Genomic DNA, 17,652 nt, shown 5'->3' with positions numbered 1-17,652 from the left:
ATCAGAATGGCAAAATTAGCAGAATATCGGCAATATATTCAGAATTTACTGAAACAACACGCTAGTATGGTTTGGGATAACCGTATTCAAGCACAGACGATTTTTGATGCTGAAAATGACCATTATCAATTAGTTTATGTAGGTTGGCGTGATCAAAATCGTATTTATGGACCCGTTTTACATTTAGATATTATTGATAATAAAATCTGGATTCAGCAGTATGGTACAGAGGTAGGAATTGCTAATGAATTGGTTGAATTAGGTGTACCAAAAGAGGATATTGTTTTAGGTTTTCAATTGCCTTCTGTCCGCAAATATACAGATTTTGCTGTTAGTTAATTAAATCTCAATTGTCTGATAGCGAAGCGTGGCGTAGCCATATCAGGATATCCAGGATTTAAGGATTTACAGGATGTTTGCTTGAGTTGTGTTTTAAGGGCTTGAGGATTCAATACTTTTCGGTTGGACTCAAAAAACTGCAATGTGATCTAGATTAGTGCTTTTTGTTGCTTAATAGGGAATAATAGAATAAATACTTTTTGTCAGATAAAGGTGAGTTTTGACAAATGGACTGGACAACTATACTCAAAGCACAGCAGACTGATTTTATTCAAAGACTGAAATCTGGTGACTTACTCCATTGTGAGAAGGAAGGCCAGCATAGTGAGTTGACGGTTATCTCTGGAGAGAGGTTACAGCAATTACGGGATTTTTGCTGGGATATGGCTGAAAAATATAGACATACTTCTTCAACTCCTATTCGTGATGTTGTTATCAATAATTTCAAGGGAAAGCTGGGTGAGGAAGTTGTTAAAAGTCGTTTAGGTAATTTTGTAACTGAGGTTGATTATGAAAAACGCATTGGTGGAGATGGAAAAATTGATTTTACTTTAACGTCTGATTCATCAATTGGTATTCAGGTTAAAGCCCGTTATGGGAATTTTGACACAATTAAATGGTCAATTAGCCGAGAAGAAATTGAAAAAAATTCTGTTTTAGTTTGTATTTTAATTCAAGAGGAAGTCAGCGAGGCTCAATCTGAATATAACTTAATTTTGGCTGGATTTTTACCAACCAATATAATTAAATCTGCTGGTGTTAAAGCTTTCGTGGGAATAGATGAATTACTTTATGCTGGGGCTTTACGTGGCTATTTAGAAAGTTTGACATCTTCTGATGCTGACAAATATTTCAGTTTGGGTCATGAACCCGTTTTCTTTGAGGACTATAAGGGAGCGATTGATGATTGGACTCAAGTTATAAAAATTAATCCCAATTATGCCAATGCTTACTACTATCGGGGAGTTATTCGCTATGAATTGGGAGACAAGCAGGGTGCAATTGATGATTATAGTCAAGCTATAAAAATTAATCCCAATGATGCCCTTATCTACTACAAGCGGGGGTTTATTCGTTCTATTTTAGAAGACCAACAGGGTGCAATTGATGATTATCAAAAAGCAGCAGATATATATAAAAAAGAAGGTAATGAAACTAAATATCAAAATGCTATGAAGAAAATTAAAAATATTAAAAGTGCCTGAGATAAATGTTACCAAATTCACTCATCTTCATACCAGCAGATATTAAAGATGAAGGTTGAAGCATTAATTGAGTCGTCATTATGTGTTCACAGTTTATTTATTTCTATTATGTCAAAAAAATCCTGAAAATCCTAAAATCCTGGACATCCTGATTCAGACAAATAATTATATAATAGAGAATAAATATTGACCTTAATTAACTATGCAAACCACAGAATCACCCTTACAATTGCGGCTGTGGACTGTTGATGAATACCACAGAATAGCTGAAGCAGGAATATTTGAACCAAGTGAACGGGTAGAATTATTAGAGGGAAAAATAATTTGGATGATTGCTAAAGGAACAGCCCACCGTTCAGCAGTGGGAAGAACATATAAGTTGTTGGAAAACAGAGTTGGTCATAAAGCTTGCATCGCTATTCAAGACCCTGTAAAATTAAATGAAAGGTCTGAACCAGAACCAGATATTGCTGTAGTGAAAATAGATCCTCTAGACTATGCAGATCATCATCCTACACCAGCAGAAATTTATCTAATTATCGAAGTTGCAGATAGTAGTTTAAAACTAGATACAGAAATCAAAGCTAAAGCTTATTCTCAAGCAGGAATTAAGGATTATTGGGTATTAGATGTAGTGAAACGCGAATTAATTATATTTAGAAATCCCACAACAGAAGGTTATCAAAATCGAGAAATTATCACAGAACATCAAAACATATCTCCTTTAGATTTTCCTGATTTAGAAATTCTAGTTTCCCAGATGCTACCTCTTGTCTGAATCAGGATATCCGGTTACTGAGCGACTTGTACTGAGCCTGTCGAAGTAAGTCGAAGTACAGGATTTAAGGATTTACAGGATATGATAGCGGTACGCACTTGAATGAAATACAGTCATAAGCCCCCTCCTCGCTTGCGGGGAGGGGGTTGGGGGTGGGGTTCTTGTATCTCATTCAAGCAATAACCGCTATAGTTAAGGCAAATGGAGTTGAGTCTAATTTATTACTTACCTGGGTGATCCTAGCACCTTATTCCATTTACTAGGGTACAAGCATCATCTGTTCTCTAGTCAACGGTAAACAAACCAATATATCAAGATAATCCTGAAAATTATTTTTCAAAGTTATTGACAATAATTCCTAAGTTGTATAGGATACCTAAAGCTAATTGCAAATAATTCGCAATTTTCCATATACGCATATCCCTATTAGTCTCATGTCTGACAACTTTACTTTCAGTAAAGATAAAATTTGGAGTCGTCGTCAATTGCTACAACTGGGATTTTCCGGGGCTGGAGTCATTGGCGCAGGAGCAATTTGGCAGATATTGAATGTCAAAAATCATGCCAGTGTCAGAATTCCACCAATGGAAATGGCAGCATCTAATGGTGCTACTGACCCCATGCAGGTGTTACGAGATTTTGATTATGGGACAGTAAAGCAGGAAAATGGGCGCACAGTCCGCGAATTTCAGCTAACTGCTGGTACTTCCACCATTCAGCTTAATAGTGCTGTCTCCTATAACATTTGGGATTTAAATGGGCGGATTCCTGGACCAACACTCCGGGCTAAAGAAGGGGAAAGAATAAGAGTATTATTTCTCAATAATGCTGGACATTCCCACTCTTTACATTTTCACGGAGTTCATCCCGCTGAAATGGATGGTATAAAACCTGTGAGCAATGGTAAAGCAACCATATACGAATTTGATGCCGAACCCTATGGCGTTCATTTGTATCATTGCCATGTTGCCCCGGTTACTCGTCACATTGCTAAGGGATTATATGGAATGTTTATCGTTGACCCTCCCAAACCTCGTCCCCCGGCTGATGAAATTGTTTTAATTATGTCTGGTTATGATGTTAATGATGATAACCACAATGAATATTATGCTTTTAATGGTGTCCCGCATCATTATATGCACCATCCTATCCAGATTTATCAAAATCAGTTAATTCGTGCCTATGTTTTGAATATTATTGAATTTGATCCTGCTGTTACCTTTCATCTTCATGCGAATTTCTTTGATGTTTACCGTTCGGGAATGACAATGACTCCCAGCGAGAAAACTGATGTTTTGACAATGGGTGTAGCAGAAAGGCACATTTTAGAGTTTGCTTTTCGCTATCCAGGTAAGTATATGTTTCATCCTCACCAAGATGCAATTGCTGAAAGCGGGTGTATGGGACAGTTTGAAGTAATCGCGGAAAAAGATTCCCAAAAAACGGTCAATAAATCCTGACAAAACTCAGAAAGATTAGCAACTTAGTAAAACTTAAATTTAGTAATATCCGAAATTTACTTACTTAATTTATACTTATCTTTTAGAAAAATAGTTGATAAATATTTGCATTTATGATAAATCATAATTATATGTAAACCGAAATATTTGCAAATTTATCTACTACTAAATCCTTAAATTACCAACATTAACAGTTTATCAGGAGCAAAAATGATCAAATTCCGTTACCTATTTTTATCTATCGCTGCTTGTGCCATGATTTCTCTAAGTTCTTGTGCCAGTGACACACCAAAAGCAGATATTCAATCAACACCAAATACAGCCCAAGTAACAGAAACTAGCACCCATAGCGGTCATGCTGGTAAGGCTAAAATTAATATCAATAATGCAATTTTATCGCAGTTAGATAAATTAGAAGCTACATTAGGAATTCCGGCTTTATCTAACAAAATTCAAGCAAATCGTCCCTACGCTAATCCAACGGATTTAGTCAGTAAAAAAGTCATTACTCAACCACAGTTTGACCAAATTAAAGACATGGTGACGGTTGAGGAAGTTGTTCTTACAGGTGAAGCTAAAGATATTGACTACATGACCAAATTGGGGTTAATGAAAGGACATCTTTTAGTAGCCCAAGAACTACTAGATCAAAATCAACCCAAACAAGCTCAACCCCACATTGGACATCCAGTAGAAGAGATTTATATTGATGTTGAAGAACAACTAGAAGAACGCAAAGTTAAAGAATTTAAAAGTAATTTGGTCAGTTTAACCGATTTAGTTAAATCCAATCCCAAGGATACTAAAATAAAAACTAACTTTACCACTTCTGTGCAAGCCGTTGATACTGCGATCGCTGTTTTACCAACCGAAGAACGTAGCAAACCCGAATTTGTGCTGCAAGTTATCAATGGTTTATTAGATGCTGCTAACTCAGAATATGGCGCTGCAATTGCTAACGGGAAAATTACCGCACCCATTGAGTATCAAGATTCCCGTGGTTTTGTAGTCTATTCTCAGGAACTATATAAAAGTATTTCTAGCCAAATGACCCAAGAACATCCTGAAGAACACAAAGCCATAGATACAGCTTTAGTGGAATTGGTGAAAGTTTGGCCTACTGCTATCCCCCCAGCACAAGCAGTTAAAACCCCAGAAGATGTTACCAAGCTAGTGAAAACCATCGAGGAAAACACCCAAACAGTGCGAAGAAAAACCAGCACTAAAGCACAAAGTTAGTATTTTCACACCATTGGAAGTACAGAAAAAGAAGTTTAAAATGGTAAATAAGAGAGAAAATAGTTAAAAATTAAAAGTGAGAATAGTTTGGGGTTACAAAACCTGAAAAAAGTATAACTGCTCACCAATAATTGGTAGCTAAATACTCTCCTGATGTAATTTTGCTCAACTTAACAACTAATGCAAGAACTCGACCACCAAAAAACCATTGATATTCTCAACTCCATCATGGAATTTGAACTAGCAGGGGTAGTTCGCTACACCCATTATTCCTTAATGGTGACAGGGCCTAATCGTATTCCCATTGTGGCATTTTTCAAAGCGCAAGCCACAGAATCCTTACTTCATGCTCAACAAGTAGGAGAAATTCTCACAGGTTTAGAAGGACATCCTACCTTGAGAATTGCCCCAATGGAAGAAACTTTCAAACATAACGTTAAAGACATCTTGCAAGAAAGTTTATCCCATGAAAAGAAAGCTTTAGATATGTACAAAAGTCTTCTAGAAGTTGTCAATAATGCCAGTATTTATTTAGAAGAATTCACCCGTGGCATGATCGGACAAGAAGAAATGCACAATCTCGAACTCAAGAAAATGTTACGCGATTTCAGCTAATAGATCATTAGTTTGTAGGGGTTTAGCAATGCTAAACCCCTACAGAAATCAGGAGAAGCAAAAATCTACAACTAATAAATAACTAATAAAATGAATTTTAGTACCGCTTTACCTACTTTTGTAATTACCCTCCGAGAAGGTGTAGAAGCTGCATTGGTTGTGGGAATTGTCCTCGCATTATTAAAAAAAGCCAAACAATCTCGACTCAACCCTTGGGTTTATGCTGGCGTTATTGTTGGTATTCTTGTCAGTGGCTTAATCGGTATTTTATTTACGGGGATCATTAAATTCTTAGGATCAATTAATCCTCAATATACCTCTGTTGTTGAGCCAACATTAGAAGGTGTATTTAGTGTTTTAGCAATAGTCATGCTCAGTTGGATGCTCATCTGGATGACAAAACAAGCCAGATTCATGAAAGCGCAAGTTGAGGGAGCAGTTACCGACGCAATAGGCAAAAATTCCCATGCTGGTTGGGGAGTTTTTAGTTTAATTTTAGTCGCTATTGTCCGCGAGGGATTTGAAACAGTTCTCTTCGTTGCAGCCAATTTTCAGCAAGGTTTATTACCGACTTTAGGCGCACTGGGTGGTTTAGCCACAGCGTCAGCAATTGGCGTTCTATTGTTTAAATGGGGTGTAAAAATTAATATCCGCCAATTCTTTCAAGTTATGGGCGTTTTATTAATATTAATTGTTTCTGGTTTAGTCGTTTCCGGTTTACAACATTTTGATGAAGCTACAGCTAATCTAGCTTTGAGTAGTCGTTCTTCAGAAAATCTTTGTTTCTATTACGAACACTTCACCAGAATTCACTCTTGTATTTTAGGTCCCATAGTTTGGAATACTGAAAAAATCTTATCTGATGAACAGTTCCCCGGTATCATTCTCAAGTCCTTATTTGGTTATAGAGACAAAATTTATATTGTTCAAGCCGGAGGATATTTAATATTTCTCATCAGTATTGGTGGGCTATATTTCCGCAGTATCACAGGTGGAGATAATCAGAATAGCAAAAATAAAGTTATGACTACTACCCCAGGGCGGAATTAAAAATAAAAGATTGGTAATCAGGGAAAAGATTAAAATTTTTACCTGTTCCCTGTTCCCTGTTCCCTATTTTCTATTCCCTGGGTTTTATCTCAAAGCTTTAAAAGTCGAACTAATTAAAGGTACTGACATTTCAGAAAGAGGTGAGACTGCCTTGGGGTGCATTGGCGTAGTGTTGCTCAATACGGCTATCAGTTGCAATAAAAATGTAATAAAAGCTGCTTGGATAAGTTTTTCTAACATAATACCCCTCTCTTTAATTTATATGGATGGGATGTCCATACGAACTTGTTATTCTAAATACACTTTGTGTTATTGCTTTATCGGATTTGGTGAATATAATTTGAGAATATCTCAGAAAAATATGAAAAAGTGTGATCTAGCTCTCTCTTTATATGTACCTAAGAAATTGGACGTTTGTTTTTTCCAAAAAGTGTCCTGAAAATACAAGTTTATTTTTCAATTCGTAAAAATAGCTAATTGTTTTACTCCAGGCACTCAATTATTGATAACCGTAATAATACTGATTTATGTGTAATATATATTTTATATTTGACTGTCTATTTGCTATCTTGAACCGGCTTGTTCCTAATGTTAATTGGCAATTTCAACACAATTAGCCATTGTCACCGATAGAATAAATGGAAAATAGCTAAAAACACGCTAAATGATTCCTATCGTTATTGAACAATCGGGTCGAGGTGAACGCGCCTTTGATATCTACTCACGGCTGTTGCGTGAGCGGATTATTTTTTTGGGAGAACAGGTTGATAGCAATCTGGCTAACTTGATTGTTGCCCAACTACTGTTTTTAGACTCTGAGGACGCGGAGAAGGACATATATATGTACATTAATTCTCCTGGTGGTTCAGTGACAGCGGGAATGGGTATTTTTGACACCATGAAGCAAATTCGCCCTGATGTCTGTACAATCTGTACTGGATTAGCGGCCAGTATGGGAGCTTTTCTCCTTAGTGCTGGTACAAAGGGTAAGCGCATGAGTTTACCCCATTCACGGATTATGATTCACCAACCTCTCGGTGGCGCTCAAGGACAAGCAACTGATATTGCAATTCAAGCCAGGGAAATTTTGTATCACAAGCAGCGGCTGAATGAGTATCTTGCTGAACATACTGGTCAACCTTTTGAGCGGATTTCTGAAGATACCGAACGTGATTTCTTTATGTCTCCAGCGGAAGCCAGGGAATACGGCTTAATTGACCAAGTAATTGACCGTCATGCAGCAGGTAGTCGTCCTGTGGCTCTAGTTTAGTTATTAGTTATTAGTCAGTGGTCAGTTGTCAGTTGTCAGTTGTCAGTTGTCAGTTGTCATTGAGAAAATTCTTCTTTCTTCCTTCTTCCTCCTGATAGCGAAGCGTGGCGTTAGCCATACTCCTGATAGCGAAGCGTGGCGTTAGCCATACTCCTGACTCCTGACTCCTGACTCCTGAACTCCTGACTCCTGACTCCTGACTCCTGACTCTAAAATCCCGCAATTGGATCTGGTTGAGATTTGAGATAAGTGAGAAAATTCCGTAATTCTTCTTCACTAAGTAGAGAACGTCCTCGTTTACCGTAGGTTTTAACTAGATAATCTTTTCCTTGTTCTGGTGTCCAGCCTAATCGCTCAATTTCTACATCTGTTTGGGCAATGACATCAGATAAATTTACTGGTTCATTATGTCTTTTCTTTTTACCGACGGTTGACTGGACACCAGCATCCTCATAAGGGGTATAACTACGAGGGGTAAACGGGGTGACATTACTAGGAGGGACTTCTGATAATGGTGGATATTCTGGTTCTTGATGAGGAAATATTTCGGGTTTTGTAACTTGAGTATCAATTTGCTCTTCTAGGAAAGGTGGTGTATATATCTGTGTGTTGCTGATAGCAGGAACAGGTTTTGATTCCTGTAAACTAGGTTTTATTGGTGGTGGAGTAACTGGCAGTGCGGCAAATTTTGTTACTTCCACCGCCTGTGGTACATTTTTAAGTCCCAAAACTATCAAGGCTCGATTTCTAGCTTGATCTTCTGCTGCTTCTACTGTTTCTGCCCCTGCCATGGCCGTCACACGAGTGATCCCTTCCAGTTGTATACTGACACGGACGATATATTTCCCTTGAAAAATTTCTACTAATTCTGAGATCATACTGCCGTTGGGGTGCAAGTTCTGAAATTCCGCCAACATAATACTTTCAACCATTTTTATCTAAATTATCGTCATAACGTAAATTGCTAGTCAGGAAAAGAGGGAACACGGAACAATTGATCATTGATAATTGACCATCCCCTAGACAAAACCCCATATTTCAATATAAAGTCTTACTGAGAACTAAGCACTCAAGACATTAAATATGTTCTGATACTAGCAGTTGTTCACAAAATTGCCCTGTACTTTTAAATGCTATACTAATTACCCAATTAGATATCTAGAAGTATTTTCAAAGAAGTGCGCTCTAAATCTACAATAATAAAGATAAGGTTCGCCCTTACTGCTTGTGTTTTGCTGCTTACCTAATTGTTACCGATTCTACATTATGGGAGAATTGGGTTTATCGACAGTTTCTCCTACTTAAAACTTAGATGCTGATGGCGTGAAATTACCTTCGATCTAAACAATCCAACACCTGTGGTTAGCTCGGTCTATAGCTTATGGGCGGTATGGAGAGTTCTATAAACCAAGTCTCTTGTCAAACCCATTACCTAATTACCTAGTGGCTAATCGTTAAGTATCAGGAAGGAGTGCATGGTGAGAATTGTTTAGATTAAGTCAAGGGTCACGTAAGCAAACTCTGAGATTGTCGTGCAGTGAGAAGTCAGAGTAGGGGCTTCGTCCTACCGCACGGTATCGCAACTATGGCTAACGCCATGCTGCGCTATCGGCAGCCTTGCGTTCTCTACGAAACACTACGCAAACGCGAAATTCGTACAGCCGTAAGTGTCTGTAGACTTTGAGGGTTTTGTCCAGGACGGAAATGATCTATAAATTCTAGACAAACCAGGCAAACGGTATACAGTGAAGAACCAAATTCGACAAAAAATGATGTTTTGACCAAAGGTCGGTTCACTGCATGGAATTTTCAATCGCTACACTTCTTGCCAATTTCACAGATGATAAATTGGTAGCTCGTAAAGTTCTAGAAAAGAAACTGGGTTGTGAGGATGAAGAAAGTCTAGAAAAACTACAAATTACTCTAGATGTACTCGAAAAAATTGGGCTTTTGGTCAAGGAACGGGGAAAATACCGCCGTATTACCGAAGAAGGCTTGATTGAGGCTAAATTACGCTGCTCTAGTAAGGGCTTTTGCTTTGCGATTCAAGATAGCGAAGGCTCAGAGGATATTTACATCCGCGAAAGTCATTTGAGTAATGCCTGGAATGGCGATCGCGTTTTAGTTAGAGTCCTGAAAGAAGGCAGTCGTCGGCGCTCACCAGAAGGTGAAGTCAAGTTGATTATGGAGCGCTCTAATCACACCTTACTAGCCAGAATTAAGCAGGTAGATGGCGGTTTTCGGGCTGTTCCTTTAGATGACAGATTGCTGTTTGAACTGAAACTACAACTCAACAGCATGAAGTTGGAAGAAGCAATTGACCACTTGGCTCACGTAGAAATTCTCCGTTATCCCCTGGCACAATATCCCCCCTTGGGTCGAGTGGTGCAAATTTTGGGCAGTGATGCCGAAGCCGCAGCGGATATAGATTTGGTAACTTGTAAACATGACTTATCCCGAACTTTTTCCGATCATGTCCTTGATACAGCGGCGAAGTTACCCAAGAGACTCCTGAAGGCAGACCTCAAAAATCGTCTAGATTTACGTGATGTTTTTACCTTTATTATTGCCAGCTTCAATGGTGATGAGTCTGTGGTAGAAAATGCCTTCAGTGTAGAAAAAACTACCGCTGACAATTGGCGATTACTATTTCATATTACGGATGTTTCCCACTATATCCAAGCAGATGAAGCCCTAGACAGGGAAGCACTCAAGCGCGGTAAATCAGTGTATCTGGGAGAATTATTACTGCCGATGTTACCAGCAGCGGTGATAGAACGGTGTTCTTTAGTCCCCGGTAGCGATCGCTTGGCTCTCTCATGGGTCATCACCATCAACCCTCAGTCGGGAGCAGTGGTAGAATGGGAAATTCAACCTAGTGTGATTAATGTAGATGTAGCTATCAGTCAAGTAGATACACAAAGTATTCTCGCCAATGAAGCCACCAAAGTAGCCGCTGAAGCACAAGAGAAATTACAAGATTTGCAGACTTTGGCTATTGCTATTAAGCAGGTACGTCTACAGCGTGGCAGCTTACAGTTGAATCTCCCACCCAGCCATAATCCCTACTATGATGAAGGATCAATGGGATCTGTTGTGGTTAATGATTTACCTGGGCGATCGCTCATCACTGAGTTGGTAATATTAGTTAATCAACTCATGGCCGATCATCTCAGTGCCTTGGGAGTTCCCAGTTTATGGCGAGTTCAAGGCACACCTGATCCCGAAGATGTTCAGGAAATGCTGAAACTGGCCGTTAATTTAGGTGTGGAATTGGGACTAGATCCAGAATTGGAAATCCAACCCCTAGATTATCAACACTTAACGGGGGCTTTTGCTGATTCCCCATCGGAACAAGTTCTTACCTACTTATTACAGGACACACTCAAACCTTCTGTCTACAGCACCACCAAAGGTTCTCATTTTGGACTAGCTTTGTCCCAATATGTCCACATCACTGCCCCCTTACGTCGTTATCCAGATATTCTCTTGCAACGGGTGTATCATAACTTACTAGAGCATGGGCGCGATCGCCGGAATACCCGCGTCAAAGATCGGATTAACCTGCGCCATTCCAATTGTCATGAAGAAATTAATTGGAACGTTCTCCCCCCAGAACTCCAACAAGAACTTCAAAGTGACTTAACCAGAGTCATTGTGCAGATTAATGACCGGGAAAAAGAAGTTCAAGAAGCTGAAGCTGATTTAGCTGGACTTCAAAAAGCGTCATTGATGAAACAACGCATTGGCGAAGTATTTTCAGGAGTGATTACCGGTGTTCAATCCTACGGTTTCTTTGTGGAAATTGAAGTTCCAGTAGAATCGCCCACGGAAGGCAATCTAGCCAATACCTTACGGGTAGAGGGGCTGGTACACGTTAGTTCCCTCAAAGACGATTGGTATGAATATCGGGCTAGACAACAGGCCTTATTTGGGCGCAAAAATCGGGCTTCCTACCGACTGGGGGATCGCGTCAGTGTCCAAGTTAAGAGTGTTGATTATTACCGCCAACAAATTGATTTAGTTACCGTTGGTAGTGATGGTTTACCCAAAAGCATGGGTGCAAATAGTAGTAATGAGGATACAGGAGATATTTATTCACCTAATAAAACCGACTCTTTTGATCAAGAACCCTATGATCAGGAATAGTCCGTTGTCCGTTGTTAGTTGCTCTTAAATATTAACCACTGACCACTGACAAATGACCAATAACACAAAACCTTTAATCCTGGGCGTAACAGGTGCATCTGGCCTGATTTACGCCGTTCGCGCTCTCAAATTTCTCTTGGCCGCAGAATATCAGGTTGAATTGGTAGCCTCTAGATCAACTTACACAGTTTGGCAAGCTGAACAGGAAATCCGAATGCCAGGAGAACCAGATAAACAAGAAGATTTTTGGCGAGAACAAGCGGGAGTTCCGTCCCAAGGTAAACTTCGCTGTCATCCTTGGAGTGATGTTGGCGCTGGTATTGCCAGCGGTTCTTTCCGCACTTTGGGGATGATCATTATCCCTTGCAGTATGAGTACAGTCGCAAAACTTGCTGGGGGACTGAGTTCCGACTTACTAGAACGAGCCGCAGATGTGCAAATTAAAGAAGGACGTAAACTGGTAATTGTCCCCAGAGAAACCCCCTTTAGCTTAATTCATTTGCGGAACTTGACGACTTTAGCGGAAACTGGAGTGAGAATAGTCCCCGCTATTCCAGCCTGGTATCACAACCCTCAAACCATTGAGGATTTAGTTGATTTTGTCGTTGCTCGCGCTCTGGATCAATTGGATATTGACTGTATACCAATTCAGCGCTGGCAAGGTCATTTATAGCAATTAAAAATTAATAAGTAATAATTAAAAATTAAAAATGGAAGGACTAAATTTTTAATTTTTAATTCTATTTTGCTCTTTTGTGGCAATAGCTATGTTTCTTTGTTCTTCCTGACTATATTCTCAATTTCTGCTGCAAGTTTGAATTTTTATGGCTGTAATTCGCTTAATTATTTTAGGGACGGCAATGGTGGGACTAATAATAATATTAGTCCAAAATTTGTCACCCTCACTCCCATTAGTGTTTGTGGGGATGCGAACTCAAGCATTACCATTAGCATTGTGGATTTTATTGAGCATAACCGCTGGTATTTTCACATCTTTAATAATTACCAGGGTATTAAAATTTGCTACTGGTTTAAATTTACAAGCACAACCACCTATACCTAAACCAATTCCGACTCCACCCCGTGTCAGGCAAAATACCCCACCTCCTCAAAGTCCCCCACCCCCAGTAAGTCAATTTGATGATCAATTTGACGATTGGGACACAAATCGAAATCAAGATGATTGGGATGATAGAGAAGATTCACAACCAATAGAAGAAACGTCCCCAGGTCAACAAAGTTCTCCAGGTAATTCCCGAAGTAGTTCCTTTTATTCCTATAGTTCCCAAGAACCGAAAAATACTGCTGTGGGTAAAACTGAATCTGTTTATGATGCTGATTATCGGGTAATTATTCCCCCTTACCAAGAATCAGGTAAAAATCAAGCAACAGATGATGATGACTGGGATTTTTTTGAAGATGATGATTTTGAGGATGATGCCGAAAATAAGCCACAGAAACGCTAATTTAAGCTTAAATAATAATAATTAATAATTTTGCAGGAGAAAATACTGGTGACTAATTTATTAAAAGGAGTAAACCTCTATTTAATTGGCATGATGGGAGTTGGCAAAACAACAGTAGGAAAGTTACTAGCAGAAGAAATTGGTTATAGATTTGTAGATACAGATGAAGTGATAGTCAAAGCCGCAGGTAAATCTATCAATGAAATATTTGCCGAAAATGGTGAAGCAGAGTTTCGACAACTGGAGAGTGATGTTTTAGCTCAAGTTTGTGCCTTTACTAAATTGATTGTAGCTACTGGTGGCGGTATTGTCATGCAGCAGCAGAATTGGAGTTATCTCCGTCATGGTTTGATAGTTTGGTTAGATGCACCAATACAAATAATATTACAGCGGTTAGCGGAAGATAATACCAGACCACTTTTACAAGATGCTGATATCGAAGGTAAATTGAAATCGCTTTTGGAACAACGTCAACCAATGTATTCCCAAGCTGACTTACAGATTACTATTAGCGATACGGAAACACCAGAAGAAATTGCCACACGCATCCTCGCCACAATTCCCAGTATTCTCAAACCGCAATAATTCTTTCTGGGAATCGGGAATGATATAAACTTTTCTAGTCTAATTAAGTACAAATTTATCTGCGTTTATCTGCGTCCATCTTCTTCCATCTGCGGTTAATTATTTCTTGTTGTACCTCATAATACCGGGAAGTGCTGTATTAATTTTTTAAGTTGCTAAGTTGTCGCCGTGCTGCTGCTAAAATTAATTTTTGTTCAGCACGAGCGATCGCTTGGTAAGTCCTTTCCACAGCTTCCGGTTCTACAGAAATAGAAGTAATTCCCCATTCTATTAATTTATCAATAATTTCTGGATAAAGCACCGGGGCTTGACCACAGATAGAACAGGGAATGCCCCCAGCTTGAGACATTTTAATTAATTGAGATATTGCCCCCATTACTGCTGGATGACTTTCATCAAATATTGTTCCTAGTTTTCCCTGTTCTCGATCTACTCCTAATAATAATTGAGTTAAATCATTTGTGCCAATGGAAATACCTGCCACACCAGCTTTAATATATTCAGGTAATAGAAATAATACACTAGGAACTTCTGCCATTATCCATAATTGAAACTGGGATATTTGTGTTAACCCAAATTGCTCAACTTTTTGACGACAAAATATAAATTCTTCAACACTGCGAACAAAAGGTAATAGCAAATTAATATTTCTATAACCAGCAGCTTGAACTATGGCTAAAGCTTGCAATTCCAATTCAAAAACCGCCGGATTTTGCATATAGCTAAAAACACCCCTTTCACCCAGAATTGATGATTGTGATAATGGGGAATCTGCACTCAATAATGGTAAATTATGGGGTAGGTAATCTAAAGACCGATAAAAAATAGGTCTAGGTGAAAAAGCGCGAGCAAATTGCCTAATCTGCTCAGATAATAACTCCAATAATTCCGACTGTCTTCCTGCTATTAACCATTCTTTAGGGTGTTTTCCCTCCAGAATATTTAACATCATCAATTCTGAACGTAATAATCCTACCCCATCTACAGGTAAACATTTTACTTGTTCAATTAATCGTCCTTGACTCAAATTTATGAGTAACTTAGTGGCAATTATTGGTAAATTTGTTGGCTGATAACTGACAATTTTCTCGTCATTTGTTAATTTTTCTATCTCCTCATTAGGAAACTTTTCTTCATCTTCTGTGAGACGATATACTTCTCCCTTATCACCATCTAATAATAATTTTTCACCTGCTTGTAAAAGAGTTGTGGCACCAGTGGCACTCACCACCGCAGGAATACCCAACTCCCTGGCTAAAATCGCCCCGTGACTAGTTAATCCTCCTTGTTCTGTAATAATCCCAGCAACTCCTTGTAGTAAGGGCAAACAATCAGGAGTAATCACTGGTGCGATGAGAATTACTCCTTTAGGAACTTGTATTGCTTTTTGTGATGAACTAAAAATATGGGCGTTAGCAATAATTCTGCCTCTAGCTGCTCCAACACCTTGAATAAATTGGACACTCTTCTTGACAGGTTGGGGAACAGTGACTTCTGTAATATATAGTTTAGTGGCTAAAGATTCTTTGGCAACTGTCCATTTCATTGTTAAAGTTTCACCTAATTCACCAACTATTTGATTTCCCACAGTAATTAATTCTTGCAAAAATTCTTCTGGTAAAGCATATTCTTGTTGTTGAGATTCTTCTAAAATATAAGCCAGGAGAAAATTACTATCTAATGTTGGTTGCAGTGGTTCAGCAGAGAAATTAGTGCCATGATGAAGACGATACGCCAACATTTTATTACCCAATTGTCGTTCTATGACTACGCCAGTTTTTGGTTCTATGTAGTAAACATCTGGTAATACTTCACCGTTGGTAATTGCCAATCCTAAACCCCAAGTAGCCTCAATATCCCATGTTGATAATTTAGTATTTATAACACCAGAAGCAATGGCATTGTCAACCGGTTGCACTAATACCCCTAAATTAATTTTTGGCAAACTAATACCGACACTTTGCCAATATAGTAAACTTCTCGCCCGGAATAATTGACTCCAAAGCAGTTTTAAAGCAACACTTATTTCCTCCTCTTCACAAGGACAAAATACTGGTTCTAATAACCCAGATATATTTTTTATTTCTTGGTTAGTTGATATTGCCAAACTGGGACGCAAAATTAAACTACTTCTTTGCCATTGTCTCGCAGCTTGAAAAATTGTCGTCACCCAATGAGGTGGCACATTAGCTGAGATAATTTCCTGACGTAAGCGGCCAGCTACCTGTTGCAGTTGTCGCCAATTATGTACATCTAAATGTAGAGAAGAATAGGGTAAATCAGCAATTAAAGACTCCGAACTATGGAGAGTTTCTAGAAATTGCCGCAAAACATCTGCCTCTACCACAAAACCCGGTAAAACTGGATAACCCCGTTGTTTAATTTTGCTTAAATAAAACGCCTGAACGCCAACTTTGGCGCGGTCTTGTAGTTTAATTTGGTCAAGCCAATAGAGTTTATCCACTCAATTTATTAAATAATATTTATTACATACTTTTTGATACTATATTACCAATTAAGATAGACAATAAAGCCGATTTTATTGCTAATTTCATAAATTCCACTGTCAAATTATTTACCACCAACAGAACTTGATTAACCCTTACTATATTGCCAGCAGTGACTGGCTAAACACCGCGCTTCGTTTGTGTTTTGCTGTATTGATTGGAGCTATAATTGGCTTAGAACGACAACTGAAAAATAAACCGGCAGGTTTAAGAACTCATATGCTGGTAAGTTTGGGTTCAGCCGTATTTACTCTCATCACTATCCAAATAGGTGGCACACAATTTAGTGCTGATTCTCTCAGTCGTGTAGTTCAAGGTATTGCCGCAGGAGTGGGATTTTTGGGGGCTGGGGAAATTTTACGTGAATCTTCCCAAACATCAAAATCACCGGAAATTCATGGGTTGACTTCCGCAGCCGCAATTTGGGTAGCTGCGGCTTTGGGAATTGCGGCTGGGTGTGGTTTATGGCAATTAGGATTAATGGCTGCTGTTTTAACTGTAATTATTCTACACATATTTAAAAGATTAGAAAAGTTTTACTAGTCATTTGTCAGTTCCCATTGATAATGAATAAACTTTAAAATAAAGTTAGTGCTTTGACAAAAATTTCTTCTTCTGGTCTGGTTTGGAGAATTGATTTTACTAAATCAATAAATGCTCTATCTGAGTCACAATCATTTTCAACAGTTTTACTAGCTGCATAAAAACTAACATCATCAATATTTAATTCATTAGTAATACCTGTTTTTAGTATAGGTTTATTGATACACCAAGATAATGATTTTCCCCGTAATGTAAATTGAAACCAAGTTATTTCATGATTATTTAATTCAAAAAACAGATCAAAATAAGGTTCTCCCCCTTGAAACCAAATTCTAATTTTACCTTCTTGTAGACTTTGTTTCAGTAATTTTGGTGCAATTGCTCTTAATGATGCACCTAAAGATGTAATTTCATTGTCAGTTAAAATATAATTCATAGTTGAGGAT

At 38.5% G+C, this 17,652-nt stretch carries 16 protein-coding genes; 13 read left to right on the top strand and 3 right to left on the bottom strand.

Annotated features, from left to right (window positions below; all coding sequences use genetic code 11):
* Positions 1-6: 6 nt before the first annotated feature.
* The 8 genes from FJR11_RS01540 to clpP all read left to right on the top strand — a co-directional run bounded on the left by FJR11_RS01540 (position 7) and on the right by clpP (position 7,956).
* Positions 7-339 carry a XisI protein gene (locus tag FJR11_RS01540; RefSeq protein WP_168501967.1) on the top strand — a complete coding sequence of 111 codons (333 nt, stop codon included), beginning with the start codon at positions 7-9 and terminating at the stop codon, positions 337-339.
* 227 nt (positions 340-566) lie between these two features.
* A complete protein-coding gene (locus tag FJR11_RS01535) occupies positions 567-1,544 on the top strand; it encodes a tetratricopeptide repeat protein (protein ID WP_168501966.1) in 978 nt (325 codons plus the stop codon).
* 202 nt (positions 1,545-1,746) lie between these two features.
* A complete protein-coding gene (locus tag FJR11_RS01530; RefSeq protein ID WP_168501965.1) occupies positions 1,747-2,322 on the top strand; it encodes a Uma2 family endonuclease in 576 nt (191 codons plus the stop codon).
* Positions 2,323-2,756: 434 nt separating this feature from the next.
* Complete coding sequence (locus FJR11_RS01525) at positions 2,757-3,782, top strand: multicopper oxidase domain-containing protein (RefSeq protein ID WP_168501964.1); 1,026 nt, start codon at positions 2,757-2,759, stop codon at positions 3,780-3,782.
* Between the two features lie 210 nt (positions 3,783-3,992).
* The gene (locus FJR11_RS01520) at positions 3,993-5,021 is read left to right on the top strand and encodes a helix-hairpin-helix domain-containing protein (RefSeq protein ID WP_168501963.1); all 1,029 of its coding nucleotides are present in this window, start codon (positions 3,993-3,995) and stop codon (positions 5,019-5,021) included.
* A gap of 180 nt (positions 5,022-5,201) precedes the next feature.
* Positions 5,202-5,636: a bacterioferritin gene (locus FJR11_RS01515; RefSeq protein WP_168501962.1), complete on the top strand. Its 435-nt coding sequence runs from the start codon at positions 5,202-5,204 to the stop codon at positions 5,634-5,636.
* Positions 5,637-5,726: 90 nt separating this feature from the next.
* Positions 5,727-6,686, top strand: coding sequence for an FTR1 family protein (locus FJR11_RS01510; protein WP_168501961.1), 960 nt, complete (start codon positions 5,727-5,729; stop codon positions 6,684-6,686).
* Positions 6,687-7,350: 664 nt separating this feature from the next.
* The gene (gene clpP, locus FJR11_RS01500; protein ID WP_168501959.1) at positions 7,351-7,956 is read left to right on the top strand and encodes an ATP-dependent Clp endopeptidase proteolytic subunit ClpP; all 606 of its coding nucleotides are present in this window, start codon (positions 7,351-7,353) and stop codon (positions 7,954-7,956) included.
* Positions 7,957-8,165: 209 nt separating this feature from the next.
* On the opposite strand, the gene FJR11_RS01495 is transcribed toward clpP, so the two are convergent.
* On the bottom strand, positions 8,166-8,873 hold the full coding sequence (locus FJR11_RS01495; RefSeq protein WP_168502150.1) for a hypothetical protein: 708 nt from the start codon (positions 8,871-8,873) through the stop codon (positions 8,166-8,168).
* Positions 8,874-9,756: 883 nt separating this feature from the next.
* Here FJR11_RS01495 and FJR11_RS01490 point away from each other — a divergent pair.
* The 4 genes from FJR11_RS01490 (at position 9,757) to FJR11_RS01475 (ending at position 14,156) form a co-directional block, all read left to right on the top strand.
* A complete protein-coding gene (locus FJR11_RS01490) occupies positions 9,757-12,105 on the top strand; it encodes a ribonuclease R family protein (RefSeq protein WP_168501958.1) in 2,349 nt (782 codons plus the stop codon).
* Between the two features lie 52 nt (positions 12,106-12,157).
* Positions 12,158-12,778 (top strand): flavin prenyltransferase UbiX, encoded by a 621-nt coding sequence (locus FJR11_RS01485; RefSeq protein WP_168501957.1) that lies wholly within the window; start codon positions 12,158-12,160, stop codon positions 12,776-12,778.
* A 151-nt stretch (positions 12,779-12,929) separates the two neighbouring features.
* Complete coding sequence (locus FJR11_RS01480; protein WP_168501956.1) at positions 12,930-13,571, top strand: LapA family protein; 642 nt, start codon at positions 12,930-12,932, stop codon at positions 13,569-13,571.
* 48 nt (positions 13,572-13,619) lie between these two features.
* A complete protein-coding gene (locus FJR11_RS01475) occupies positions 13,620-14,156 on the top strand; it encodes a shikimate kinase (RefSeq protein WP_168501955.1) in 537 nt (178 codons plus the stop codon).
* Between the two features lie 139 nt (positions 14,157-14,295).
* Here FJR11_RS01475 and FJR11_RS01470 read toward each other — a convergent pair whose 3' ends face one another.
* Positions 14,296-16,620, bottom strand: coding sequence for a putative PEP-binding protein (locus tag FJR11_RS01470; RefSeq protein WP_168501954.1), 2,325 nt, complete (start codon positions 16,618-16,620; stop codon positions 14,296-14,298).
* Positions 16,621-16,747: 127 nt separating this feature from the next.
* On the opposite strand from FJR11_RS01470, the gene FJR11_RS01465 reads away from it, so the two are divergent.
* Complete coding sequence (locus FJR11_RS01465; protein WP_168501953.1) at positions 16,748-17,206, top strand: MgtC/SapB family protein; 459 nt, start codon at positions 16,748-16,750, stop codon at positions 17,204-17,206.
* A gap of 34 nt (positions 17,207-17,240) precedes the next feature.
* Here the strand turns inward: FJR11_RS01465 and FJR11_RS01460 are convergent, their stop codons facing one another.
* Positions 17,241-17,642 (bottom strand): hypothetical protein, encoded by a 402-nt coding sequence (locus FJR11_RS01460; RefSeq protein ID WP_168501952.1) that lies wholly within the window; start codon positions 17,640-17,642, stop codon positions 17,241-17,243.
* Positions 17,643-17,652 lie beyond the last annotated feature (10 nt).

This window comes from Anabaena sp. UHCC 0187 (assembly GCF_009712035.1).
In the GTDB taxonomy this organism is placed as follows: Bacteria; Cyanobacteriota; Cyanobacteriia; order Cyanobacteriales; family Nostocaceae; genus Dolichospermum.
Note: the sequence above shows the minus strand (reverse complement) of the source record. Positions and strands in the feature narration are given on the sequence as shown.

Coding starts and splice junctions, on each gene's coding strand:
- FJR11_RS01540 (WP_168501967.1), top strand. CDS start 7: ATGGCAAAATTAGCAGAATATCGGCAATATATTCAGAATTTACTGAAA.
- FJR11_RS01535 (WP_168501966.1), top strand. CDS start 567: ATGGACTGGACAACTATACTCAAAGCACAGCAGACTGATTTTATTCAA.
- FJR11_RS01530 (WP_168501965.1), top strand. CDS start 1,747: ATGCAAACCACAGAATCACCCTTACAATTGCGGCTGTGGACTGTTGAT.
- FJR11_RS01525 (WP_168501964.1), top strand. CDS start 2,757: ATGTCTGACAACTTTACTTTCAGTAAAGATAAAATTTGGAGTCGTCGT.
- FJR11_RS01520 (WP_168501963.1), top strand. CDS start 3,993: ATGATCAAATTCCGTTACCTATTTTTATCTATCGCTGCTTGTGCCATG.
- FJR11_RS01515 (WP_168501962.1), top strand. CDS start 5,202: ATGCAAGAACTCGACCACCAAAAAACCATTGATATTCTCAACTCCATC.
- FJR11_RS01510 (WP_168501961.1), top strand. CDS start 5,727: ATGAATTTTAGTACCGCTTTACCTACTTTTGTAATTACCCTCCGAGAA.
- clpP (WP_168501959.1), top strand. CDS start 7,351: ATGATTCCTATCGTTATTGAACAATCGGGTCGAGGTGAACGCGCCTTT.
- FJR11_RS01495 (WP_168502150.1), bottom strand. CDS start 8,873: ATGTTGGCGGAATTTCAGAACTTGCACCCCAACGGCAGTATGATCTCA.
- FJR11_RS01490 (WP_168501958.1), top strand. CDS start 9,757: ATGGAATTTTCAATCGCTACACTTCTTGCCAATTTCACAGATGATAAA.
- FJR11_RS01485 (WP_168501957.1), top strand. CDS start 12,158: ATGACCAATAACACAAAACCTTTAATCCTGGGCGTAACAGGTGCATCT.
- FJR11_RS01480 (WP_168501956.1), top strand. CDS start 12,930: ATGGCTGTAATTCGCTTAATTATTTTAGGGACGGCAATGGTGGGACTA.
- FJR11_RS01460 (WP_168501952.1), bottom strand. CDS start 17,642: ATGAATTATATTTTAACTGACAATGAAATTACATCTTTAGGTGCATCA.